The sequence below is a fragment of the Bacillus sp. AFS077874 genome (genome assembly GCF_002566505.1).
Classification (GTDB): domain Bacteria; phylum Bacillota; class Bacilli; order Bacillales; family Bacillaceae_G; genus Gottfriedia.
Map to the genome: position 1 here is coordinate 17,240 of NZ_NUYF01000011.1, position 23,915 is coordinate 41,154.

16 protein-coding genes and 1 other annotated feature are annotated in these 23,915 nt (G+C 37.0%); of the genes, 3 read left to right on the forward strand and 13 right to left on the reverse strand.

The window, feature by feature from the left end:
- Positions 1–58 precede the first annotated feature (58 nt).
- Both COJ46_RS12735 and COJ46_RS12740 read right to left on the reverse strand, forming a co-directional pair.
- The gene (locus COJ46_RS12735) at positions 59–547 is read right to left on the reverse strand and encodes an ABC transporter permease (RefSeq protein WP_141437747.1); all 489 of its coding nucleotides are present in this window, start codon (positions 545–547) and stop codon (positions 59–61) included.
- Between the two features lie 278 nt (positions 548–825).
- A complete protein-coding gene (locus tag COJ46_RS12740; protein WP_097973414.1) occupies positions 826–2,178 on the reverse strand; it encodes an amino acid permease in 1,353 nt (450 codons plus the stop codon).
- 59 nt (positions 2,179–2,237) lie between these two features.
- Positions 2,238–2,473: a binding site (T-box leader), on the reverse strand.
- A gap of 292 nt (positions 2,474–2,765) precedes the next feature.
- Between COJ46_RS12740 and COJ46_RS12745 the strand changes: the two genes are divergently transcribed.
- A complete protein-coding gene (locus tag COJ46_RS12745) occupies positions 2,766–3,008 on the forward strand; it encodes a hypothetical protein (RefSeq protein WP_097973412.1) in 243 nt (80 codons plus the stop codon).
- 120 nt (positions 3,009–3,128) lie between these two features.
- Here COJ46_RS12745 and pstA read toward each other — a convergent pair whose 3' ends face one another.
- The 5 genes from pstA to COJ46_RS12770 all read right to left on the reverse strand — a co-directional run bounded on the left by pstA (position 3,129) and on the right by COJ46_RS12770 (position 8,606).
- Positions 3,129–4,016 (reverse strand): phosphate ABC transporter permease PstA, encoded by an 888-nt coding sequence (pstA, locus tag COJ46_RS12750; protein ID WP_097973410.1) that lies wholly within the window; start codon positions 4,014–4,016, stop codon positions 3,129–3,131.
- A complete protein-coding gene (gene pstC, locus COJ46_RS12755; protein ID WP_141437746.1) occupies positions 4,013–4,909 on the reverse strand; it encodes a phosphate ABC transporter permease subunit PstC in 897 nt (298 codons plus the stop codon). The genes pstA and pstC overlap by 4 nt, the downstream gene beginning before the upstream one ends.
- A gap of 68 nt (positions 4,910–4,977) precedes the next feature.
- Positions 4,978–5,877 (reverse strand): phosphate ABC transporter substrate-binding protein PstS family protein, encoded by a 900-nt coding sequence (locus COJ46_RS12760; protein ID WP_141437745.1) that lies wholly within the window; start codon positions 5,875–5,877, stop codon positions 4,978–4,980.
- Positions 5,878–6,249: 372 nt separating this feature from the next.
- Entirely contained in the window at positions 6,250–7,146 is an 897-nt protein-coding gene (locus COJ46_RS12765; protein WP_097973405.1) for a phosphate ABC transporter substrate-binding protein PstS family protein, read from the reverse strand.
- Positions 7,147–7,379: 233 nt separating this feature from the next.
- On the reverse strand, positions 7,380–8,606 hold the full coding sequence (locus COJ46_RS12770) for a Zn-dependent hydrolase (RefSeq protein WP_097973403.1): 1,227 nt from the start codon (positions 8,604–8,606) through the stop codon (positions 7,380–7,382).
- 452 nt (positions 8,607–9,058) lie between these two features.
- On the opposite strand from COJ46_RS12770, the gene COJ46_RS12775 reads away from it, so the two are divergent.
- Positions 9,059–13,483: a pullulanase X25 domain-containing protein gene (locus COJ46_RS12775; RefSeq protein WP_098565987.1), complete on the forward strand. Its 4,425-nt coding sequence runs from the start codon at positions 9,059–9,061 to the stop codon at positions 13,481–13,483.
- A 155-nt stretch (positions 13,484–13,638) separates the two neighbouring features.
- On the opposite strand, the gene COJ46_RS12780 is transcribed toward COJ46_RS12775, so the two are convergent.
- On the reverse strand, positions 13,639–14,469 hold the full coding sequence (locus COJ46_RS12780; RefSeq protein ID WP_097973400.1) for a MerR family transcriptional regulator: 831 nt from the start codon (positions 14,467–14,469) through the stop codon (positions 13,639–13,641).
- Positions 14,470–14,732: 263 nt separating this feature from the next.
- Here COJ46_RS12780 and COJ46_RS12785 point away from each other — a divergent pair, with 263 nt between their 5' ends.
- On the forward strand, positions 14,733–16,121 hold the full coding sequence (locus COJ46_RS12785) for an APC family permease (RefSeq protein WP_097973398.1): 1,389 nt from the start codon (positions 14,733–14,735) through the stop codon (positions 16,119–16,121).
- A 372-nt stretch (positions 16,122–16,493) separates the two neighbouring features.
- Here the strand turns inward: COJ46_RS12785 and COJ46_RS24490 are convergent, their stop codons facing one another.
- From COJ46_RS24490 to COJ46_RS12805, 5 genes are all read right to left on the reverse strand, one after another.
- The gene (locus COJ46_RS24490; protein WP_176522432.1) at positions 16,494–16,631 is read right to left on the reverse strand and encodes a hypothetical protein; all 138 of its coding nucleotides are present in this window, start codon (positions 16,629–16,631) and stop codon (positions 16,494–16,496) included.
- A 157-nt stretch (positions 16,632–16,788) separates the two neighbouring features.
- Complete coding sequence (gene speB / locus COJ46_RS12790) at positions 16,789–17,787, reverse strand: agmatinase (protein WP_097973396.1); 999 nt, start codon at positions 17,785–17,787, stop codon at positions 16,789–16,791.
- A gap of 110 nt (positions 17,788–17,897) precedes the next feature.
- Positions 17,898–19,082, reverse strand: coding sequence for an iron-containing alcohol dehydrogenase (locus COJ46_RS12795; protein WP_097973394.1), 1,185 nt, complete (start codon positions 19,080–19,082; stop codon positions 17,898–17,900).
- Positions 19,083–19,141: 59 nt separating this feature from the next.
- Positions 19,142–20,614, reverse strand: a complete 1,473-nt coding sequence (locus tag COJ46_RS12800; protein ID WP_097973393.1) for an aldehyde dehydrogenase family protein — start codon at positions 20,612–20,614, stop codon at positions 19,142–19,144.
- Between the two features lie 497 nt (positions 20,615–21,111).
- Positions 21,112–23,718 carry a bifunctional YncE family protein/alkaline phosphatase family protein gene (locus COJ46_RS12805; RefSeq protein ID WP_286145508.1) on the reverse strand — a complete coding sequence of 869 codons (2,607 nt, stop codon included), beginning with the start codon at positions 23,716–23,718 and terminating at the stop codon, positions 21,112–21,114.
- Positions 23,719–23,915 lie beyond the last annotated feature (197 nt).

Genomic DNA, 23,915 nt, shown 5'->3' on the forward strand with positions numbered 1-23,915 from the left:
CTTTTTTTAAATTTAAATAAAAAGGCACTGACTTTTTCAAGGTCAGATGCCTTTATACTTATGATGTTGGAGACGGAAATCTTGCAGCTTCAAAATGAGTACTAACTTCACCATCAACATTTGCTCCGATCACACCAGCAATGCTACTTTGTGCAAAAACCTCAACCTTATCCAAAGCATTAAGTTTCTGGATCGTCGAAACATTTACAGCATTTCCGAAGTTTATTGGACCAAAGAAATCGTTATCGATCGCGATTGCGGGTTGTCCATTCACACGGATTTCGATCCGTGCTCTATATTTGACATTATTATCATTTGGGATAAAAGAAATCGTAGCAGAAATTAAATAGACCCCATTATTTTTTGGTCTAAACACTGAGGTAAATGGAATATATTCATTAGCCAAATCAAATTGTTTAAGTTGATAATTCACTTTTACAAAGGTGTTTTCAGGAACAGTTTGATTTGCATTATTAACCGCTCTAAATGCTGAAGCAATATTAATATTCTCTTTATTCTCTTCATTTGAATCATTTGGTTTTTTCATTTTTGGAGGCACACTTTTCACTTCACTCTCTAATAAACTCCTATCATTATATTGAGACCAGGCTTAAGTGATTGTATGCTTGTCCTTGGACGAGTACTATTTATGGCAACTTAAATCTTTTCATTTAAAGGCTCAGTTAAATTAACTTTTTGATCTACTAATCAAAAAAAAGAGCTTTACTCATTAGAGTAAAGCTCCTATTAATTGAAGAACAAGTATTGCATAAGTGTAGTCACTACAAGAGCTGCCTTAAGTAAACCAAACTTACCAACTATTTTCTACAAGTTTTTGTTAAGGCGACTTTTCCATATATACGTTATCGTAATAAAGATATAGATGCAAAGAGTAATAACCGTTACGATAACTGGTGTCGTGAAAATAATTCCGATTAGAATCATCATTAAAGCGATGATCACAGCCCAAGTCGTATATGGGAACCATTTAACTAAATAATCGCTTGTTTTGCCAGATGACTGTTTACGTGACTTCAAATGGGCAAAGGCAATAATCAACCAGATGAATAATACGGTATATCCAAGTGATCCCATTAGGAAATCAAAGGTCTTGCTTCCTGCAAACAAGGAAATTAGTACACCGCCAAGTAAAGTGGAAGTACACATTAATATGGCGTTTACAGGAACTTTCCTCTTAGATAATCTTGAAAAGATTTTCGGAATGCGACCGTCCGCAGCTTGCGTATACAGAACGCGGGATGAACCATACAATCCAGAGTTCATCGATGAAATAATCGCTATTAAAACAACGGCGTTCATAATATGGTCAGCACCAGGAATACCGATCATTTTAAAGACCATCACAAATGGACTTTCAGGTACCCCGTTTACTTTGTTCCAAGGAATTAAACTAACGATGATGAAAAATGGAATGATATAAAAAGAAATGATTCTGACCAATGTACTTCGAACGGCTTTTGGAACCACTTTTTCGGGATTTTTCGTTTCTGCTAATGTAACCCCGATAATTTCCGTACCACCATATGAATAAATTACCACCAGCATAGCTGAGATTAAACCTGTTGATCCATTCGGAAAGAAACCGCCATGGTCTGTTAAGTTATGGAAACCAACTGCTTTATGATCGCCAAAGTTCACTAGTAACAACACTAATCCAGCTAAGATGAACACGATGATGACAGTAATTTTAATTAAAGCAAGCCAGTACTCCGTTTCAGCAAAAACCTTTACTGATAGCAAGTTGATTGTTGTAACTACCACCGAAACAATTAATGCCAGTATCCAGATTGGATAGTCAGGCAACCAATATTGAATGAAAATGGCAGCTACGATTGATTCGGCCGTGATGTTCAATACCCACATTTTCCAATAGATCCAATCAAGGAAATAAGCAGGATACTTTCCTAAAATAGATTGGACAAGATCCCTGAATGTTCTTGCATCGCTATTGCGAACCGCCATTTCAGCTAAACCTTGTAAGATGAATAACAAGATGATGCCTCCTAGCAAGTATGCAATTATGATGGATGGGCCTGCCATATCAATTGCTGAACTACTTCCCTTAAATAAACCTGCCCCAATGGCACCTCCTAATGCCATCATCGTAATATGTCTTGACGTCATTGTCCTTTGTAAATTCCGTTTTTCCGTTTTCATATCCTAACCTCCCAAAAATCAAAAAAGGCATATCATCTCATTCTTCATAATCAAATGAAGAAAGAGACGATATGCCTTAGCTTACCGCGGTACCACTCTTATTGGCTCTTTTATGAACCCTACTTTAAAAACCTTGTAACGAAGGTTAATCGTTAAAACAAGAGAAAAGATTAAATCTAATCTTTCGCTTTACCACTCCCAGGCAAGTTCAAAGTATCATTGGACTGCGTTGCACCAACCCGCAGCTCTCTTAACCTAATAATTAACTTTTACTACTCCTGATCTTTGCGTTTTGATAAATATTTCTGAATATTTTTTATAATAACTAATACTATACGGACGTGAAGCAAACTTGTCAACAGTTTTTTTAGGATAATATTTTTTAAAAAACAAATTATAAGCTTATTGGTTCAATAGCAAAATAGATCCGTAAAACCCTTTTATTGACGTATCATCTGTCAATTTCGTTAGCCCTTAGAATCCAACTAAATTAAACAATATTTGTTTCAAATATTAATATTTATCAATTCATTTTTAGTGGTCACATGTATGTATAAAATTACAAAATGAAATGGAGAGTGCCAAGATTGAATGAAATGATTGAAAGTTTGAAAAGTATACACAATGAAATAAGTCTTAAGCTTAGCAATGCTTTCAACTTCTCAGAAACCAATGATCAGCATAACCAAAGTTCACATCAAAATTATACTGAATTATCTAAAGCTGCTAAAGAACACTTAGAACAAAATAAAGAACATCAAATAGCTAAGACAATTTTAAAACATTTAGAAACATTACTTAGTGAGGTTGATGAAATAAAAAACGCTTAACTTTTAATCGTTACATAACAATAATATTTTTAATCAAAATAGCACCCCAAACCTGTATATAGGATAGGACCAATTAATACAAAAAATCTCTACGGAATTTTCCATAGAGATTTTTAATAATTATCTTTTTGCCCCTGTGAAGCGTCTATTTAAAAACTTAGCAAATAATCTAGCAAATAAATTAAATAAAAGGATCATTACGATTAAGACTGCCGCAGATTTTGTAGCGATGCTTTGCGCATCTGGAACGATACCTTCTGAATTTAATTTCCAGATATGAACTGTTAATGTCTCTGCTGGTCTGAAAATATTAAACGGATTCATCGGTGTATTTAATGGAGCAGCATTATTTAGAATAGGCGTTGTAAGTCCTGCCGTATAGATTAATGCCGCTGCTTCACCAAAAATTCTTCCAGCTGCTAAAATAATTCCCGTAATTAATTGTGGAATTGCTGTCGGGATGCTAATTTTAGTAATTGTTTGCCACTTTGTAGCTCCTAATCCAAGACTACCTTCTTTACTAGTTTTAGGAACATTTAATAACGCTGTTTCACTTACCCTTGTTAAACCTGGAAGATTTAAAATTGAAATCGCAAGTGCACCACCAATTAAAGTGTAACCCCATCCAGTCATCGTTACAAATACTAATAAACCGAATAAACCTACTACGATTGAAGGTAAAGAAGCCAACGTTTCTATACATAATCTTAAGAAATTTAAAAAACGACCTGGTTTTGCATATTCTGCCATATAAATCCCAGCTCCTACTCCAATCGGAACTGAAATAATTAATGTTAGCACTAAGATATAAAATGAATTAAAAAGTTGTGGTCCGATTCCACCACCTGCTTGAATATTACTAGGTTTTCCAAACAGGAAATCAAAGTCCCAGAATCCCCAACCTTTAAAAATAATTTCACTTAATAAAAATAATAATAATATTACAACTAAACCAGCTATTAAACAAAGTATTCCCGTCCAAATCTTATCCATTTTTCTTGCTATCATGATTCATATCCTCCTTTTCTTCCAATTAATCGAATGACTAGTATAAAGAGGAAGGATATTAGAAGTAAGATCATTGCTAGAGTCCATAAAGTGTTATTCCAAGCTGTACCGTTTAATGTATTTGCCATATCCATTGTTAAAATTCCTGTTAATGTTGCTGTTGGATCGAAAATACCATTAGGGAACTTAACTGTATTTCCGATGACCATTTGTACTGCTAATGCTTCACCAAAAGCACGAGCAAGTCCTAAAACGATCGCAGTTAAAATGTTTGTTTTTGCAGCTGGTACAATTGCCAACTTAATTGCTTGCCATCTAGTTGAACCTAGTCCGTATGACGCTTCTAAATATGTTCTAGGAACAGCTCGCACAGCATCAGATGCTATACTTGCAATTGTAGGTAAAATCATGATACTAAGCACAATAATCCCTGCAATTAAGCTAAACCCTACGCCACCTACTGTATTTCTAATAAGAGGAACTAATATTGTTACACCAAGAAATCCATAAACTACTGAAGGAATACCCACTAGAATTTCCAATACTGGAATTAATACTTTTTCACCAAACTTCGGTGAAATAAAATTCATGAAAATTGCTAATGCAATCGCAATTGGTGCAGCTATAATTACAGCACCAACAGATACTAGAATTGATCCAACAATAAAGATTAAAGCACCATATGTTGGGTTTGAAGCATTATTTGGACTCCAATGTTTTGAAAACAAAATTTCACTTAACGATATATCATTTACTGTAAATGATTGGATTCCTTTACTAACAATAAATCCTATTATAGCTATTGTAATACCGATCATTAAGAAACCACATAAAGTTACAAGAGTTCTTCCAAGGTATTCAATTAGAAAAAAGTTTCTTTTTTTGAAATTCATGATAAACCCCTATCATCCATTAATAAATTAGTTTGAGAGTTGGTATAAAACCAACTCTCATTTTTCTATTATTCTAAACCTGTCATTTTTGAAGCTGGGATATAACCCATCTCAACTAACTTGTTAGCAAACTCGTCGCCACTAATGAATTCAATATATTCTTTTACAGGAGATTTCGCGTCGCCTTTTGTAATCATGTACTCGTAAGAATAGAATGGGTAATCACCTGCAACGATATTGTCTGTAGTAGATTCTTTTCCATCAATTTTCACAGTTTTTAATGCATCTTTTTTATCGCCGATTAAATATGAGTTAGCAAGGTATGAGATTGCTCCAGGAGTAGAGTTTACAGCTTGTTCAACTGCACCGTTTGAATCTTGAACTGTTCCTACGCCATCATTAATCTTAACGTCTTTCATAATTTTCTTTTCAAATGCTGCACGAGTACCAGATGATGCTGGACGGTTAATTACATTAATCTTCTCATCTTTACCGCCAACTTCTTTCCAATTCGTCACTTTACCAGCGAATATATCTTCAATTTGTTGAAGTGTAAGTGAATCTACACCAACGTCTTTATTTGTTACCATTGAGTAACCAACACCAGCAACTTTAGCTTCTACTAATGAACTTGCTAAAGTTTTATCTTCTAATTTTTCAGCAGCAGGTACATCTGAGTTACCGATTTGGATTGCTCCAGTTGATACTTGGTTTACCCCAGTACCACTACCGCCACCTTGAACTGTAATTGAAACTTGTGGGAACTTCGCCATAAATTCAGTTGCCGCTTCGTCAGCTAATGGTTGTAATGCTGTTGAACCTGCAGCACCAATTGTTCCAGTTAATTCTACTTTTTTATCATCTGTAGTCTTACCAGTTGTTTTTTCATCTTTATTAGAACATCCTGCTAACATACCTGTAATTGCCATTGCTGCAAATGTTAATTTTAATCCACGTTTCATTGTAATCCCCCTAAAATGTTTGTTTTTATTTTTAATGTTGTTTTTAATTTTTGTTTGTTATCTCTTACAATCTCTACTTTAAAGTTTTTAGGTTAAGCAAGTTTTAATCAATCGTAAAGAAATTGTAAATCTTTTTAAGGGGAAGTATGTTTAATTGATTTATGGGAACTTAATATAGCGATAAAATACTAATTAGTTATTAAAATCTGCTAAATATAAAAAAGAAACTACTTAAAAGTATCTTAACTTTTAAGTAGTTTCAGGTGCTGATCTATGCCGAATAGGGAATGCTAAAACACATAAGGGAATCTTAAGTGAAATAAAAAAAGCTGACTCAGAAAAGTCATAGACCTTTCGAGTCAACTCTAAATTGATTTATTATTGTAAACCTGACATTTCTGAAGCTGGGATATAACCCATTTCAACTAACTTATCAGCAAATTCATCGCCACTAATAAATTCAATATATTCTTTTACTGGAGATTTCGCATCACCTTTTGTAATCATATACTCATATGAATAGAATGGGTATGCACCAGAAGTAATGTTATCAGTTGAAGATTCTTTTCCATCAATTTTCACAGTTTTTAAAGCATCCTTTTTATCGCCGATTAAATATGAGTTAGCAAGATAAGAAATTGCACCAGGAGTAGAGTTTACAGCTTGTTCAACTGCACCGTTTGAGTCTTGAACAGTTCCTACGCCATCATTAATCTTAACGTCTTTCATAATTTTCTTTTCAAACGCTGCACGTGTACCAGATGATGCTGGACGATTAATTACATTAATTTTCTCATCTTTACCGCCAACTTCTTTCCAGTTCGTCACTTTACCTGCGAAAATATCTTCAATTTGTTGAAGTGTAAGTGAATCTACACCAACATCTTTATTTGTTACCATTGAATAACCAACACCAGCAACTTTAGCTTCTACTAATGAACTCGCTAAAGATTTATCTTCTAATTTTTCAGCAGCAGGTACATCTGAGTTACCGATTTGGATTGCTCCAGTTGATACTTGGTTTACCCCAGTACCACTACCGCCACCTTGAACTGTAATTGAAACTTGTGGAAACTTTGCCATAAATTCAGTTGCCGCTTCGTCAGCTAGTGGTTGTAATGCTGTTGATCCTGCAGCACCAATTGTTCCTGTTAATTCTACTTTTTTATCATCTGTACTAGTCTTGCCAGTTGTTTTTTCATCTTTATTAGAACATCCTGCTAACATACCTGTAATAGCCATTGCTGCAAATGTTAATTTTAATCCACGTTTCATTATTGTTTGTCCTCCTAAGGAAAAATATTATTTTCTACATCTCTAACTATAGAAAAGAATAATTAACCTAGTTTTAAAGGATTGTAAATAATTCGTAAAGTTGGGATAGGAGAATAAATTAATGATAAAAATAAGACTCTCTAATTATTTTAGAGAGCCTAGAGAAACAATCTATTTCGTTTACGATTAGTGAAAATCATACCACTTATCACTAGTAGTTTTGAAATAAAGCCTTATTTATTCACTTTTTCAACGCATAGTTTTAACACAGCATTAAGTAAAACATTCGCCCCTTTAGCACAATCCTCATATGAAGTTAACTCATCTTCACGATGACTATATCCATTTACACTTGGTACAAAAATCATAGCAGTTGGAATATAGTAAGCAATGAATTGAGCATCATGCCCCGCACCGCTATACATACGATTTTCTTTATACCCAAGCTCTTTACAGGCATATTCCACAGCATTTACGACTTCTTCATCAAAGTCAACTGTGTCTCGATCCCAAAGACGTGTTGATTTGATTGGACAGCCATTTATATTTCCTGGCAGTTCTTCCACCATTCGTGTAACTTCTGCAATAAAACTCGGATCCTTATGTCTCGCCTCTAAAGTAAAGGTTACTTCTGAAGGAATGACCGTATGAATATTTGGATATGCATTTATACGACCGATTGTGTAAACGAGATCTGAATCTAGTCTTTGTAATTGCTTTTGTAAATCTACTACCACATTAGCAGCAGTGAACATCGGATCTTTGCGCATACTGATTGGCGTCGTCCCTGCATGGTTGGATTCTCCAAATACAGAGATTTCATAGCATACCATTCCTAGTACACCTTCTACTACCCCGATTTCTAAGTTTTTTCGTTCCAGTACAGGTCCTTGTTCAATATGTAGTTCGATATACGCGCTAGCATCTTTTAAGCGATTTGCTTCAGAACCCTCGAAGCCACTTTCATTTAGTGATTTTGCAAATGTAATTCCATTTTTATCTGTAGAAGCAATCATCTTCTTTTTATCAAATTTACCTGATAACACTCCAGAAGACATAAGAGATGGCTCAAATCTTGCCCCTTCTTCATTTGTAAAATTGACAATTGTAATTGGATAATCTAATTCAATCTTTTCATCTATAATTGTATAAACAGTCTCTAAAGCTGTGAGTACACCTAGTACGCCGTCGAAACGTCCTCCCTTAATAACTGAGTCCAAATGGGAACCAATTACAATAGGAGGCAAGTTTTGTTTCCCCGGTAAAGTGGCATACATATTCCCCATATCATCATGCTTTACTGTCATTCCTAGTTCTTCACATAACGCTTGAAATTTCTTCCTTGCAGCAATATCTTCGGCAGATAATGCTAGTCTTGTTACTCCATTGTTCTCCGTTTTACCATATTCACTAAACAACTCAATTAATTTTTGAAGCCGAATAGCATTTGTCCTGATCATATGAAGGCCTCCTTTATTTATTGGGCAATATCCTCAATAACAATTGCTGTTAATTCATTTAGTGAACTAGAAATATTTAAAGTTGTTTCATTAAATAATACGATGGAAACTGCTGTTATAATACTAGGAATTGCACATTACTTATTCATTCAAAACAAAGACAGACATGCTTAAATCGTCTGAAACTGATTAATTACCTAATCCCTAACGAAAAAAGGAAAATTAACATTATTTATATGAGTCCTTTCTATGACTGACATTAAGTGTCCACAATTCAGAAAATTTGTATTATTTTGCTATTTTCCATTGATTTGTGTTAATAAAAAGTTATAATTATTTTGAAAACAATTTGTGCAAACGTTTGCAATAAGTTGGCATTACCTACATACATATTTTTATTGCATCTTTTGTAAAAACGTTTTCCTAATTTAGAAAGAGAAAGGGGTTTTTTCATGAGGAGAAAACAGAGATCAATATTATCGCTTGTTACTGTATTAGGATTAGTTCTACAGATGTTTCCGGGATTTTTTACAAATGGAACTGTAAGAGCAGCAGAAACGACAGCTAGACAAGTTGTCCTTGTAGGAAGCCTTCAAAAATTGTTAGGAAATTCAGGTGATTGGGACCCATCCTCGCACCAAACTGAAATGGTGTATAAAGGTAATGGGCTCTATACATTTACTGGTACTTTACCGGCTGGTGAATATGAGTACAAAATCGCCATTGGTGGAAACTGGTCAGAAAATTACGGTGAAGGCGGAAATCCTGGTGGCAACAACATTAAACTAATACTATCCGAACAAAAGGATGTCACTTTCTACTATAATGATAACACTCATTCAATTGCTGATAGCACTCATTACAACTCTATAGCAGAGGAAAGACTACCACGTCTTGTTGGAACGATCCAACCTGCTATTAATGCAGGGCCAGCATGGAGCCCAGCAGACTCAACAGCCTTTTTAAAAGATGATAATTTCAAAAATATCTATTCCTTTACTACAAAAGTGCCAAGTGGTACTTACGAATACAAGATTGTACTAGGAAAAGATTGGAGCGAGTCCTACCCTTCTTCCAATTTGAAGTTAACTGTACTCTCTGAATCTACTATTACATTTTTCTTTAATAACCAAACAAAAGAAGTTTATACAGATTATAAACCAACAGGCTCTGATGGCTTGATTGATCAAAATGCCCTCTATCATGATTCATGGGACCAAGTATACAAAAAGCCATTTGGTGCCGTTCCAGAAAAGACACCTGTCAATTTCCGGATCTCGGCTAAGAAAGGAGATTTAACAAGCGCGAGCCTTTATGTAAAAAACTATAATTCAGGTACAACAAAGGTCTTGGCTATGAAGAATGTAGGCTGGTCAAATACAAATGGCAAAGGTGACCTTGAATACTGGGAAGCTACGTTTACGCCAACAGACAAAGGGATTCATGGGTATAAGTTCATTGTCAGAGATCAAGATACAACAGCAGAATATGGAGAAGACACGCAAGAAGGTCATACTGGAAAAGCAGTAGATAAAAATGCAGGCCTTTTCCAACTGACAGTATTTGACCCTAATTATCAAACGCCAGATTGGATGAAAGAAGCTGTAGTCTATCAGATCTTCCCAGATCGCTTTTTTAACGGCAACAAGACAAATGACTATGCAAAGGATAAGGTTGGGGCTCGTGGTAATCAGCCAATCGAACATCCCGCTTCTTGGTCAAGCTTACCTGATAATCCTTATGAACAGGGAACTGGATCATATACTGGAGATGGAGAGTTTAGTAATGATTTTTATGGTGGAGACATCGTTGGAATCAAATCTAAGCTTGATTACCTTCAATCACTTGGTGTCAACACACTCTATTTAAATCCGATTGCTCTTGCACCATCTAACCATAAATATGATGCAACAGATTACAAATTAGTTGATCCGATGTTTGGCTCAGAAAAAGAATTTAAGGATTTCACAAAAGAATTAGCAAAACGTAATATGCATTTAATTTTGGACGGTGTTTTTAACCACGTCTCAGACGATTCAATCTATTTTGACCGCTATAACAAATATAAAACAGTTGGTGCATATGAGTACTGGTCTCGTATTTATGATTTGATGAATAATGAAAAACTGTCCGAGGCTACTGCCAAAGAGAAAGCGAAAAAGCAATTTATCTCCGAAGGCCAATCATTTAGCCCGTACGGTTTTGAAAACTGGTTCCATATTGAAAATGTTAAAATGCCAAATGAAAAAGTAAACGGTGTTTCAACTGGAGAACATTATAAGTATGAAGGTTGGTGGGGCTATGACAGTCTCCCAGTATTTGAATCAAAAGAAGGTTCAAAGGTTGATCACCCTAGTGAACTTAATAACACCGCATTTGCTAACTATATAATGTATGATAAGGATTCCGTAAGCAAATCATGGATTGATCGCGGTTCTTCCGGTTGGCGTTTAGATGTAGCGAATGAAGTAGACAGTTCATTTTGGCAGGAATTTCGAAAAGAAATTAAATCCAAGACGATGACAGGCGCAGGACAAACTCTCCAAAAAGATGAAAAACCACTTATTTTAGGAGAAATTTGGGATGATGCTTCCAAATACTTTTTAGGAGATCAATATGACTCCGTAATGAATTATCGTTTCCGAGGTGCCTTACTAGATTATTTAAAGAATGGTAATGCAGAAAATGCACAAAACTCACTCCTTGCTGTTCAAGAGGATTATCCAAAGGAAGCTTTTTATGCTCTCATGAATCTAATGGGATCTCATGATACTGCACGAGCTATTTTCCTGCTAGGTAACGGAACAGATACTTATAACAGAGCTGAACAAGATCCGAACTATAATTACAATGAAGGTGTGAAACGATTAAAGCTAGCCTCTATCCTTCAAATGGGTTATCCTGGTGCCCCGACCATTTATTATGGAGATGAAGCAGGTCAAACAGGTTCAAAAGATCCAGATGATCGTCGTACGTATCCATGGGGAAATGAAAACCAAGATTTGATTAAGCATTATCAAAATATTGGTCAAATTCGCAGTAAAAATTCCGATCTATTTAGTCATGGTGATCTTCACCATATTTATGCTAAAGACGATGTATTAGCTTACGTTCGTACTAAAGGCACAAAATCAGCTCTTATCATCATCAACAGAGGAAAAACTGCACAAACTGTTGATGTTGACACCAAAAAGCTGATTGCAAACGGAATTCGTCTAGAAGACCAATTAGATAAAAAATACGCTGCAACAGTGAAGGATGGCAAGTTAACATTGACCATACCTGCTGAATCAGGAAGAATGTTACTATCTAGCAATGACTTGAAAAATCGACAGTCAGTTAAAAATGTAATCGGTACTGTAGGATCTAAACAAATTACGTTAAGCTGGACAGGAACTGGCACAAAATTCATTGTCTATCAATCAACTGTTGCTGGCGGGTTATGGACAAAAGTAAAAGAAACTACGGACAATACTGTAACCATTTCAGATTTAAATAATGGTCGCAACTACTATTTTTCTGTAACTGCTGTAGATTCAAATGGGAACGAATCTGAACCTGCAGTCTCTGTTGGTCTCGTGCCTCATTACGATGTTAGCAAAGCTAGCGTGTCCAACATGACAGCCTTAGACAACCAGGAGCTGAATTTAGCGCTTAATTCTAATGTTAAAGCAACTTTTTACTTGCCGGGTGCAACAGAAACAGGTCCAGCTGAAGGAATTACGGCCGAGCTTCAAGTAAGAATGAAAGGCCAGACTGCTTGGGAATCATACAAAGCTCTATATAATGGTCAATCTCAGGAAAATCAAGCTAATGAGTTCCAAGGTAGCTTCACACCATTAGAGGCCGGCATATATGAATATCGAATGGCCTTTACACCTGATTTAGGAAATACATGGGTATACTCTAAAACAAAAGAAGTGAATTATACACGTAGCACGATAGATACTACTCCCCCAGCTAGTAAGGTCACTTTGGAGACACCAATTCAAGAATCTGGTCAGGTTAACTTGAACTGGAAACTTACGCAGCCAGATCAGCCATATAAATCTGTCATTTATCGTGACGGTCATATACTTACTTCAGTGACTGGGGATACTACTACATTCCGTGATTATCAAGTCTCAAACGGTACAACATATACCTACCAAATCCGCGTCTTTGATCAAGCAGGGAACTATGTGGATTCAAATACTGTAACTGTCACACCAGATATTGTCATGGTACAAGTCACCTTTAAGGTGCATGCACCAAATGATACTCCATTGTCAGCACAAATGAATATACCGAACAGCTTAAATGGTTGGAATACAGGTGCATGGTCAATGAGCCGAAATGGTGCAGTTACACCGGATTGGGAATATACAGTTGAGCTTGAAGAAGGAACTGAAATTACTTATAAATATACGCGAGACAACACATGGGATCATGAAGGATTAGCAGACCATACACCATCTGATCCATCAGACGATGATATCAGTTACTATGGTTACGGTGCGACTGGAACTGATATGAAAATAATTGTTTCAAATCAAGGTGGCAACAAAATGACTGTCCAAGATACGATTCTACGCTGGATTGATAAGCCACTTGTAGTGAGTCAGATTGAAGTGAATGGTTCGACTTTAACTGTCAAAGGGAATTCTATTAAAGGCGCTAACCTCACGATCAACGGAGAAAAAGTAACTGTCGATAATGAGATGAATTTCAACCAATCTTTTAAACTAAACGAAGGTCAAACACAAGTAGCAGTTCACATTGAACCAACTGATACAACCAAATCCACGATTTTTAAAGGTGATGGTGGTTCGATTAATAAAAACACTAAAAACTACGTAATAGATGTTATTAATAAAACCATTAGTGAGTCTAAATAATTAGAATTAGGAAAGGTCTACCGAGTTCGGTAGACCTTATTTGAGGTTAATTTTGTTAAATTATTTTTAGGTCCCTTTATATGGGTCCTTTACTCTCATTAATCTCTTCTAATATAGAGTGAATAGCTCTCCAAATATGTATAGCCAGAGAAATTTCAAATTTTTTTAACTGGGACTTGAATTTCAAACATCACTTCATTAGGATTATCCGTTACGGTAATATCCACCACCATAATCTGCAATGCGTCACCAATAATACGATAGCCTGTTTCATGAAGGTATGTAAATAATTTATTTAAGCTTTTACTGCGATTCCTTAATAATTCCCCATTATAGCGGATGCATGCAAATAACCCTTCAGGAATCATTTTCAGATACTTTTTTTGTATTTTTTCATCCTTTTTCGCTACAACAAATATCACTGAGGGCTCTTCAAACCGTTTATCCTTTAGGTCATCTTCTTCGATGATAATGCCCAAACGATTACTCGCGAGAATGGGTGCCTTCTCTGTTAGCATCGTTTCCAATCGGATAATACTGTAACAAAGTTCCAAATTACTATTAATTTTTTCATTTAAAGTAATTAACTTTCTACTTTTTATTTCGCGAAAGATAATCTCTTGAAATGCTTCTTTTCTTGAAATAGTGTCTAAATAGGCTATTTTTTCTTTGATGTTTACTTCTATCTCGGTTAATTCCTTTAGTTTCGAAACAAGTTCAGCATGTTTGGCTTTAAGAATCTCACTTGATTTCTTAAAATTTCGTTGATTGAAATACTGTTTAATTTCACCTGTGCTCATCCCAATTTGACGAAGCTCTTTGATGGTTCCAAGGATCTCGTACTGAAAAATGGAGTAGTATCGGTATCCTGTTTCGGGATCAACAAATTTAGGTTTAAATAAATCAATTCGGTCATAATGACGCAAAGCCTCTGTCGTCATTCCTCTTAATTTGGCTATCTCACTTATCGTTAACCTTTCTTTCATAAAAACACCACCGTTTCCGAGAGTTAGAATAGAAGAAAAATGCTAAAACAAATTCTATTGACTTTTGTGTAACACAAAGCTTTACTATGATTATACACAATATTCAGAGTAATCTGAATGAACGGATAAGGGTGGTGATAAAATAGAAGATTTTTTGTTTAGTAGAGAACCCCAAGTATAACCTCATTGACCTCTGTAAGATTGAAAAGAAACAATGTTTAAAGCTAAAAGCCCCTATTAAATTCGTAAAGGAGATATGGAACTTGACTGAAAAAATAACGCTTAGAAGATCACTTACATTGTTTCACGTTGTTTTTTTAGGTTTAGCATGGAATAATCCGATGGTATTCTTTAACACTTATGGAATTGCAGCGAATAGTTCGAAGGGAGTGCTGGCGGGTGCGTATGCAATTGCATTTATGGCGATTGTTTTTACTGCATTAAGCTATGGAAAGATGGCAAAGGCTCACCCGGTTTCAGGCTCAGCTTATACTTATACTCAGAGGTCGATGAATTCCGAAACCGGCTTTATGATTGGCTGGACCATTTTATTAGATTATTTACTGACACCGATGATTACCTGTCTTATGTCCGCTGTATTTTTAACATCGCAATTTCCACAAGTTCCATTTTGGCTTTGGATTGTAATCCTAAATATCGGCATTACGATCATTAGTTATATTGGTATAAACGTTTCAGCAAATACAAGCAAGATTTTTGTGATCGCCCAAATCCTTTTTATTATTGTCTTTGCATTCTTAACGATAAAAAGCGTCTTAAACGGAATGGGTACAGGTACACTTTTAGCAGTTGAACCTTTCTTTAAATCAAATGTTTCAACTTCTGTTCTCCTTTCTGGAGCTTCCATTCTCTGTTTCAGCTTTCTAGGATTTGATTCTGTTACAACATTGTCTGAGGAAACCATTAATCCTGAAAAAACGATCCCTAAAGCAATTTTTGTCATGATGGTGATTATGGGTTTAATCTATATTGGTTCCTCCTATCTGGCTCAGATTGTCTTTCCGGGATATGCCTTCAAAAACACTGATTCTGCGGCGCTAGAGCTCGTAAAAATGGTTGGTGGCAATTTATTTAGCTCTTTATTCATAACGGTTATGATAATTGGTAATTTTACTTCAGGTGTTTCCTCTGTTACAAGCGTATCTAGAGTGCTATATGTAATGGGACGCGATTCTGTTTTACCTAAAAAGACATTTGGATATATACATCCACGATTTAGAACACCAACTGCTAATATTCTTATTGTTAGTTTAATTTCCATGTTAGGGACTGTCCTAAGCTTGGATACAGCGATCACGTTTATAAATTTCGGAGCTCTTATTGCATTTACTTTTGTCAATCTTTCTGTAATTGCTCACTATTATATTAAAAATTGTAAGCGCTCTCCTAAAGGGACTATTCAGTACTTAATTTTTCCTTTAATTGGGGCAGGATTCATCATATGGCTATGGTCCTATTTGAATATAAATGCGTTAATTTTAGGGATCGGCTGGATGGCAATTGGGTTTGTATACCTGACTTTCTTGACAAAATTCTTCCGTCAGCGTCTTCGAAAGCTCCATTTTGACGATGTGAATGATGAAATTATGTTAATGGAAAGCAAAGAGAAAAATATTCCAGTCCATTCATAATACTATGTAGAAGGAAAAGGATATGTATAAAATAAAAAACTGGATTTCCCACTTGTGTTTAAGGAATCTAGTATCTAAAGGACTCCTCAAAATTTGTGGAGTTTCTTTTATTTTCCTCATTAAAACAAAGAGCCAAAGGGCTCAAAAGCAGGCTAAAATGAAAAACTTGAGTACACAGTAGAATTTGTGGTTAATTATTATGAAATAGAGCGTTCCGGTTTCGGGCATTCCAGAATAAAGTAAATTACAGCGCAATTTTATACGCTATTTCGATGATAATGCGGCTGAATTATGAGAAAGTAACGATTCACGGTCCACCTTGAATCCCTGGTAACACCGATAAATTTATGGCGTTCGTTTATGATCTCTTCCTCATACATAATAAGGCACCATTTCAAACCATTTTCCTGAGACGCTGACAGAACAACATCCGTTTGTTCGATTCCCACCATGTGAAAGTTTCATTCCAATTTCTTTATTAAGGCTGAAGAAGCGCGTAAAACCAAGCAAAGTTTGCTTGTGCTCCTGAGTGAAGCTGAACAGAACTTCCTTTTTTGCATGCAAAAAGGACAGGCAGGGGTAGCTTTTCCCCTTCTCTGTCCTTTTAGCTAGAACTTTGTCCCCTTTAGGTAGGTAACCTTACCCTTTGGTGACGAAACCAATCCGTTTAAAATAGCATTCCTTTCTTCTCTTTTCCGTATTTTTTATTCCCTTTTATCTCTTTTTCCTTTAATACATAGCTGAGTAAGTCTAGTAAAATGCGGGCCGCTACTTGTCCGGTCATGCCAGTAGGGTCATATTGCGGGGCAACTTCTACTAAATCAAAACCGATAACCTCTCCTCTTTTGGAAATCCCTTCAAGCAATTCATTAACCTCGTCATAGAGGAGACCACCTGGAGAAGGCGTACCTGTTCCAGGTGCAATGGACGGATCGATTCCGTCAATATCAATCGTAACATAATATTTTTCGCCCGCAGGAATTAGCTCCAGCACTTCCTTAAGTCCCATCTTTCTCATCTGGCGTGGCGATAGGATCACGCTGCCATACGATCTTGCTGCTTCGACGTCTTCTTTTTTGCTGCTGCTGATCCCGCGAATGCCAAATTGAAATATTCTCTGAACATAATCCAGTTCTGATAAACGGCGAATGCAATTTCCATGACCATACCGCATTCCAGAGCGATGGTCTGCCCAGTCTAAATGGGCATCAATTTGAATCACATGAAACGGACCTATATCTTCTAGACCCTTTCCAACCGCTGCTGTAATAGAATGATCACCGCCTAATACAACCGGCATCGCACCTTTAGAAATGATTTTTCGAATAGCTTCTTCTGTATTCTCATGGCATTGCATAATATCCCCATGTACCATGTCTACATCACCGCAATCGGCGACTTTCCATTCTGGCCCAAGGTACATAATATCGTTTTCAATGTCATAAGCACCATCCAGACCGAAACTATATAATGTAGAGCCTTCGCGTATTCCTCTAGGGCCCATTCTTGCTCCTGATTTCCATTGTGTACCCATGTCATTAGGCACCCCGATGACCGCCACATCTGCATCAAGCTCATCCAGGTTCACACATATTGGATATTTTCCAAAAGTACAAATGCCTGTAAAAGGTAAATTTAATACCTGCTTTTCATCCCGATTAGACATTCATGCTACCTCCTTCCAAATTTTTAACCCCGCTTCGTTATGCAATATTTTCTGCGGATGATCATTTCTTAACTGAGGATTTTACATTTTACTTCGATCCATTTTACACATTAATTTTTAATAAAAGTGGTGTTTTTTACCTCATAAGTTTTTTGAAATAAGTTCAGATAATCTTCCTCTGTCAAATCTCTTGAATTGGCCTGAGTACACAAATGTTTATAGGCTCCTTCCGCTAGGAAAGGGAAGTCTTCGGGATTTACATTCCCTAAATCTTGGAAGCTAGGAATGCCGATTTTATTTGCCAGTCCTTTTAACAGCGCAACACCCTCGTACGCAGTTTCTTCCACTGTTTTTCCTTCTGGATTTGCCCCAAGTTTAATTGCTACCATAGCGTGCTTTTCTGGATTGGAAGGAATATTAAATTCAAATACATGTGGAAGAAAAATAGAGTTCGCTACACCATGTGGAGTGTCATAGAGTCCTCCAAGTGGTTCGGCCATCGCATGTACCGCCCCAAGATCCGTGTTATCAAAGGCAATTCCTGCAACTAAACTGCCCAAAAGCATATTTTTCCTAGCTTCTAAATCGCGACCATTTTCTACTGCTAATGGAAGATATTTTGCTATTAATTCTATGGCATATAGTCCTAAAGCATCTGATAGTGGTTGTGCAACTTTGCAGGTATAAGCTTCGATTGCATGTGTGAGTGCATCCATTCCTGTAGCGGCTGTAATTGATTTAGGCAATGTTAGCGTCAATTCAGGGTCGACAAGTGCTAGTTTAGGAGCGATTTTCAAATCTAGTATCGCCTCCTTCTGTTTCGTCACGGTATCGGTAATGACAGAACCTCTTGTAACTTCACTACCGGTGCCTGAAGTTGTGGGAATACAAATTAAAGGTGGAATTTCCCGTTCTAGTAAATTTACGCCGTAACGTTCTCTTAGCTCTCCTCCGTTTGTAAATAGTGTTCCAATTGCTTTGGCTGTATCCATCGAACTTCCGCCACCGAGACCAATTAAAAGATCGATGTTCTCGTTTTTAAACTGTTGATAAGCACTCTCGCAATCTACATCTTTTGGATTTGGAGCTATTTTATCGTAAACAATATAATTGACACCTTCTTGATCTAGTGACTGTGTGATTTTATCCAAGATTCCTGTTTGTGCAAGACCTTTATCGGTAATAATAAGGGCTTTATTTCCACCTAATTCTTTAGCTCTTTTCCCAATATTCTTTACTGTTCCATTCCCAAACTCTATAGAAGTAGGCAGATTAAAATGAAAATCCCATAACATAATGAATTCCTCCTTATTTTTTCAATATTTTGAATTTAAAACTGATTTTTTTCCTCGATTTAATGGCTAAACCATTCAGTTGGCTTAACATCTAAATTTATATTAATTTGTTTTACCTCAGTAAACGTATCCAAACCAAAGGTTCCTAACCCGCGTCCAATCCCGCTCTGCTTGTAACCGCCCCAAGGTGCTTCATTATAGGCAAGGTTATATGCATTAACATAGGTAATTCCGGCTCTTACTTTTTTAATAACCCTCAAAGCTTTTGCGCCATCTTGTGAAAAAACCCCTGCAGCAAGACCGTATGAAGTATCATTTGCCAGTTGGATGGCTTCTTCTTCATCTTTAAACTTTTGAACGACAAGAACTGGTCCAAAAATTTCTTCCTGAACAATTCTCATGTCAGGTTTAGTATCAACAAATATTGTTGGCTCAATGAAGTAACCATTTTCAAGCCCTTTGCTAGGAATACGGTTTCCACCGCAAGCTAATGTTGCTCCTTCGTCTACCCCAATTTGAATATATTCAAGAATCTTCTTCATATGGTCTTCACTTACAAGCGGACCCATTTCTGTAGAAGAATCATCCCCAGGGCCAACCTGAATCTTTTTCGCTCTTTCTACCAATCTAGCAATAAACTTATCATGGATGCTCTCTTCTAACAGCAAACGGGATCCTGCATTACATACTTGGCCGGTATTTGTAAAAATCCCATTCAGAGTATAATCGATGGCTGTCTCAAAATCAGCGTCTGCAAAAACAATATTTGGTGACTTGCCGCCTAACTCGAGTGAAATGTTTTTTATATTTCCTGTTGCAGAATTCATAATGCTTCTACCCGTTGCTGTACTACCTGTAAAAGATATCAGATCTACCTTTTGGCTTTCCGCTATTTCATTTCCTACTGCTGAACCACCTCCCAAAACTAGGTTTACAACACCAGCTGGTATCCCCACTTCTTCCATGATTTCAAATAATTTGTAAGTAGTGACTGGAGTGATTTCAGCTGGTTTAAAAACAAGCGTATTTCCCGCAGCAAGCGCAGGGGCTATTTTCCAAGCTCCCGTCAACAATGGAAAATTCCATGGGGCGATAAGTCCGCATACACCGACAGGTTCTCGAATAACCATGGCTTGGACAGGATCGGCAACAGAATAGGTTTGACCATTTGGCTTAGTCACTAGCCCAGCATAATATCGAAAGCAATTCACGGTATCAGCAATATCAAACTCTGATTCTTTAAGGGGTTTTCCCATATTCTCTGTTTCAAGTTTGCTTAGCTCTTCTGCCTTTTCTTCAATTTTATCTGCTATTTTAAATAAATAAGAAGCACGTTCAGATGCCGGTAATTCTGACCAAATTCCTGAGTCAAAAGCTATTCGTGCTGCATTAATTGCCATTTGGGCCTCTTCTCTACTCCCGCGTGGAGACTCAGCCATGATTTTACCGTTTGCGGGATTCACAGCATGACTCTTTTCTCCGCTTATTGAATCCATCCATTCGCCATTAATAAACATTTTCAACTTTAACATTTTGATAAACCTCCAATATGTTATTTTTACATTGCCTGTAGAGAGATAACCTCGCAATCGATGCCTAGGACATTATTTGAGATTAATAGATTTTTATATGATAGGTTAAGCTTTTCCCCCATCTTTCCTTGAAAAGAATGCCAATAAACGTAATATCATACGCGTCTACTAGTGCGCCATTCACTAGCGCTTACTTCTTCTTTAAACTCCCTCCATATCAATAAATTAAATTATCAAATCATTTTGAAGATTAAGTATTTTTAGTGTAAACCTTGTTGTTACACAAAGGTCAATAAGTGTTTTTATATTTTTTTATGAGTTAATTCCTATGAAAATAAAGGGAAAATCACCATTAGTAAAATAGAGAGAATAAGTGGGTTAAAGAAGGGCACAAAAACTTGATAAAAAAATAAGGAAAAGGCTTAAGGTGACTACGATCGTCCCTTTTTCCTTTTCCCTGTTTGTGCCTTATGTCAGATGATTGTTCCGGTTACGTTTTAATTATTTGCCGGAGAAGGTGCGCTGCTTTCAGGTTGCTTCTGCACTTCTTCTGGGCTGAGGGGTTGTTTATCCCCTGGATATGGTTGATCAAAGCCTTCTGTTGCGTACCAAACAGAATGATTCAGCATGTTGGCGTTAACTTCATCCGGAGAAGCATTTTTTCCGGTGAAAAGTTGCTTGTTCTTGTTAGACCATTCCGTCCATTTTTTTGAAAGTTCTTTTGACTCTGGTGTAACTTGTTCTGTATTGGCAAGTGCAGCCGTATTGGAGTTCGGCTGTCCGTTTAAAATATCAAGCGGTATCTGATTAGGCTCGAAGTTATACGGTGTAAAGTCAGGCTTGTCTGTAAAGAGTTCGCTCATCGGTTCTGCAGCTGCATCATTTTGGTTCATAGCAGGGAGACCAAGAATTTGCTCGATACTTCTTACCATATTTATGACAGTCCAATAGTGGCTGTCTGTAATCCCTTTTTTCACCCATGGACTAATTACATGCGCAGGCTGACGATGACCATCGACATGGTCTAATCCATTCTGTGAATCATCTTGAGTAATGAAGATGACTGAGTCCTTCCAATAAGGACTATGTGAAATAAGGTCAACGATTTTACCAATAGCAAGATCATTATCCGCAACCATAGCTTGTGGTGTAGGAGAACCTGTTGCATTACCTGCAGTATGGTCATCCATTACCCACAACGTGTTTAAAGCTGGTAAATCGTTATTTTTGACGTGTTCTTCAAACCTTTGCTTAAATATTTCAAATCGATATTGATCTGGAATATTCGTATCAAAGGTTGGGAAAGGTTTATAAGTAATCGGTCCGAGAGATGGAATATCATATGTTGCCGAATAGTTTCCTATTGGTACATGAAGATCGCCCTCTTTCTGTCCGGAAAGAATCTGATAATCTTTGTACCAGTCCGTCCAGGTTCCAAATGGTGCTGATCCAGTGAAACCAGTTGTATCTTCGCCAAAGTTTTCTACAGATACGTTATTTTTTGCTGCTTGATCCCATAAGTGTCCTGTAGGTGCGTACGCCATAGGATCCCCGGCCCCTCCAGGATAACTTCTAACATTGGCTGAATCTGTTTCTTTATCCTCATAGTCCGTATTAGTTCCTTGCATTACCCATTGGTGTCCGCTTGCTGATTGAATACCTGAAGTATATACGTTATCAAGGAGCGGGAATGTACTTGCAAGTTTGTGAATGTTTGGAGTTACTGCTTTTGGGAACTGAGTTAAAGCTGGTTCTCCATTTCCTTTACCTAAATCTCCTAGAACCTGATCATAAGTGCGGTTTTCTTTAATAATATAGAATACATGTTTAATTGTTGAAGGCTCACCAACACGCTCAGGCATAGCAACCGGTTTTTTATTTTTACGAGGTTTTGCGTTTAGGTTCTTTAATCCAAACCAGTTGTTGTCGGCAAAAACCTGCTTGGTTCCTTTTGCAAGATCCTCGGCAGATGGGAATGGGATTAATGAAAGAGAACCAATTTGAGCATATGACGATTTCCCGGTAACCTTAATTCCTTGAATCGTTAAATCACGTGAAGGTCCACGTGAACCAATACCATCCGCATTAGCAACGATTAACTTCTTATTTTCAGAATCAACAGCAATATCTACTGGAAACCAGGCTGTCGGCAAGAGTCCTTGCAGTTCAGCAGTCTTTTTAGGTCCTTGCCAATCGTATACTGCAATCGCATTATCCCGCCCAAGGCTGACCATTAATTTGTTATCTACTACTTTCACAGCGTTAGGTGCTGAGCCTTTAGCAGCATTAGGGTATGGTTTAATGTCTATCGTTTGTGCGACCGTATTAGTTTCGGAATCAATGACAGAAACCGTGTCGCTATTTGTATTTGCAACAAATATGTATTGACCTGACTGCGTCATACGTTCAGGCTGCACACCAACTTCGATCGTTTTTGTGACTGTATTCGTAGTCAAGTCAATAACCGATACTGTTCCTGTCGTCGTTGCACCTGTTTTAGGGTCCACAACCACATTTGTCCCTGAAGAATTTACCGTTGTGTCCCCTGCTTTTGCAGTACGGCCACCCTGGTTTGTTACATAAGCAAAGTTGCCTTTGACTAATACACTTGTAGGCGCATTTTCTACTGCTACTTTCGTTACAGAACCCGTTTGAGGATCAATAACTCCAAGGCTGTTATCACGGTTTAGGGCAACTAGCAGCTTACCTTCTTGCGTAACTGCTATATCAAGTGGATTAATATTTCCGCCGACAGATGCTTTGGGCAGATTAATGCTTTTTTTGACAGATGGAGTTCCATCTTCACTAACTGACATAACAACTACTTTTCCGGTTGTTCCTGATGAACCTGTTGCATATAGCTGGCTACCATCCGCAGAATAAGCTAATCCCCACATTTGAGAGAGGCCAATGGATAAATCTTGAGTAGTCAATTTTCCAGTCGAAAGATCGACAATGTTAATCCCTTTTCCACCGTAATTATTGCGTCCAACGATAGTTGCTGCTGTCCTACTATTTGGATGTACAGCAACTGTTATAGGGTTGCCCCCAAATTCAATTTGTTTTCCTGCTGGTGTGATGAGTTGATTGACAGGTGTTAACACGGAGCCGTCTGCCTGAGGGCCAACGAGCCTATTTCCAAAAGTATTATCATTTGCAGCATAAGCACCAGCAGACCCTAACAATACCGTACTTAAGGCAACCCCAGCGAACAATTTTGTCTTATTTACTTTTTTCTTCATTAATTTTCACTCCTTTCTGAATCTTCCTAAAGAATACTCCTATTCTATTAATCTACTAC

Bases quoted from the DNA above. Each gene is read 5' to 3' on its own strand.
- speB (WP_097973396.1), bottom strand. From the start codon at position 17,787: ATGTCTAATCGGGATGAAAAGCAGGTATTAAATTTACCTTTTACAGGC.
- COJ46_RS12765 (WP_097973405.1), bottom strand. From the start codon at position 7,146: ATGAAACGTGGATTAAAATTAACATTTGCAGCAATGGCTATTACAGGT.
- COJ46_RS12800 (WP_097973393.1), bottom strand. From the start codon at position 20,614: ATGTTAAAGTTGAAAATGTTTATTAATGGCGAATGGATGGATTCAATA.
- COJ46_RS12775 (WP_098565987.1), top strand. From the start codon at position 9,059: ATGAGGAGAAAACAGAGATCAATATTATCGCTTGTTACTGTATTAGGA.
- COJ46_RS12795 (WP_097973394.1), bottom strand. From the start codon at position 19,082: ATGTTATGGGATTTTCATTTTAATCTGCCTACTTCTATAGAGTTTGGG.
- pstA (WP_097973410.1), bottom strand. From the start codon at position 4,016: ATGATAGCAAGAAAAATGGATAAGATTTGGACGGGAATACTTTGTTTA.
- COJ46_RS12780 (WP_097973400.1), bottom strand. From the start codon at position 14,469: ATGAAAGAAAGGTTAACGATAAGTGAGATAGCCAAATTAAGAGGAATG.
- pstC (WP_141437746.1), bottom strand. From the start codon at position 4,909: ATGAATTTCAAAAAAAGAAACTTTTTTCTAATTGAATACCTTGGAAGA.
- COJ46_RS12735 (WP_141437747.1), bottom strand. From the start codon at position 547: ATGAAAAAACCAAATGATTCAAATGAAGAGAATAAAGAGAATATTAAT.
- COJ46_RS12740 (WP_097973414.1), bottom strand. From the start codon at position 2,178: ATGAAAACGGAAAAACGGAATTTACAAAGGACAATGACGTCAAGACAT.
- COJ46_RS12770 (WP_097973403.1), bottom strand. From the start codon at position 8,606: ATGATCAGGACAAATGCTATTCGGCTTCAAAAATTAATTGAGTTGTTT.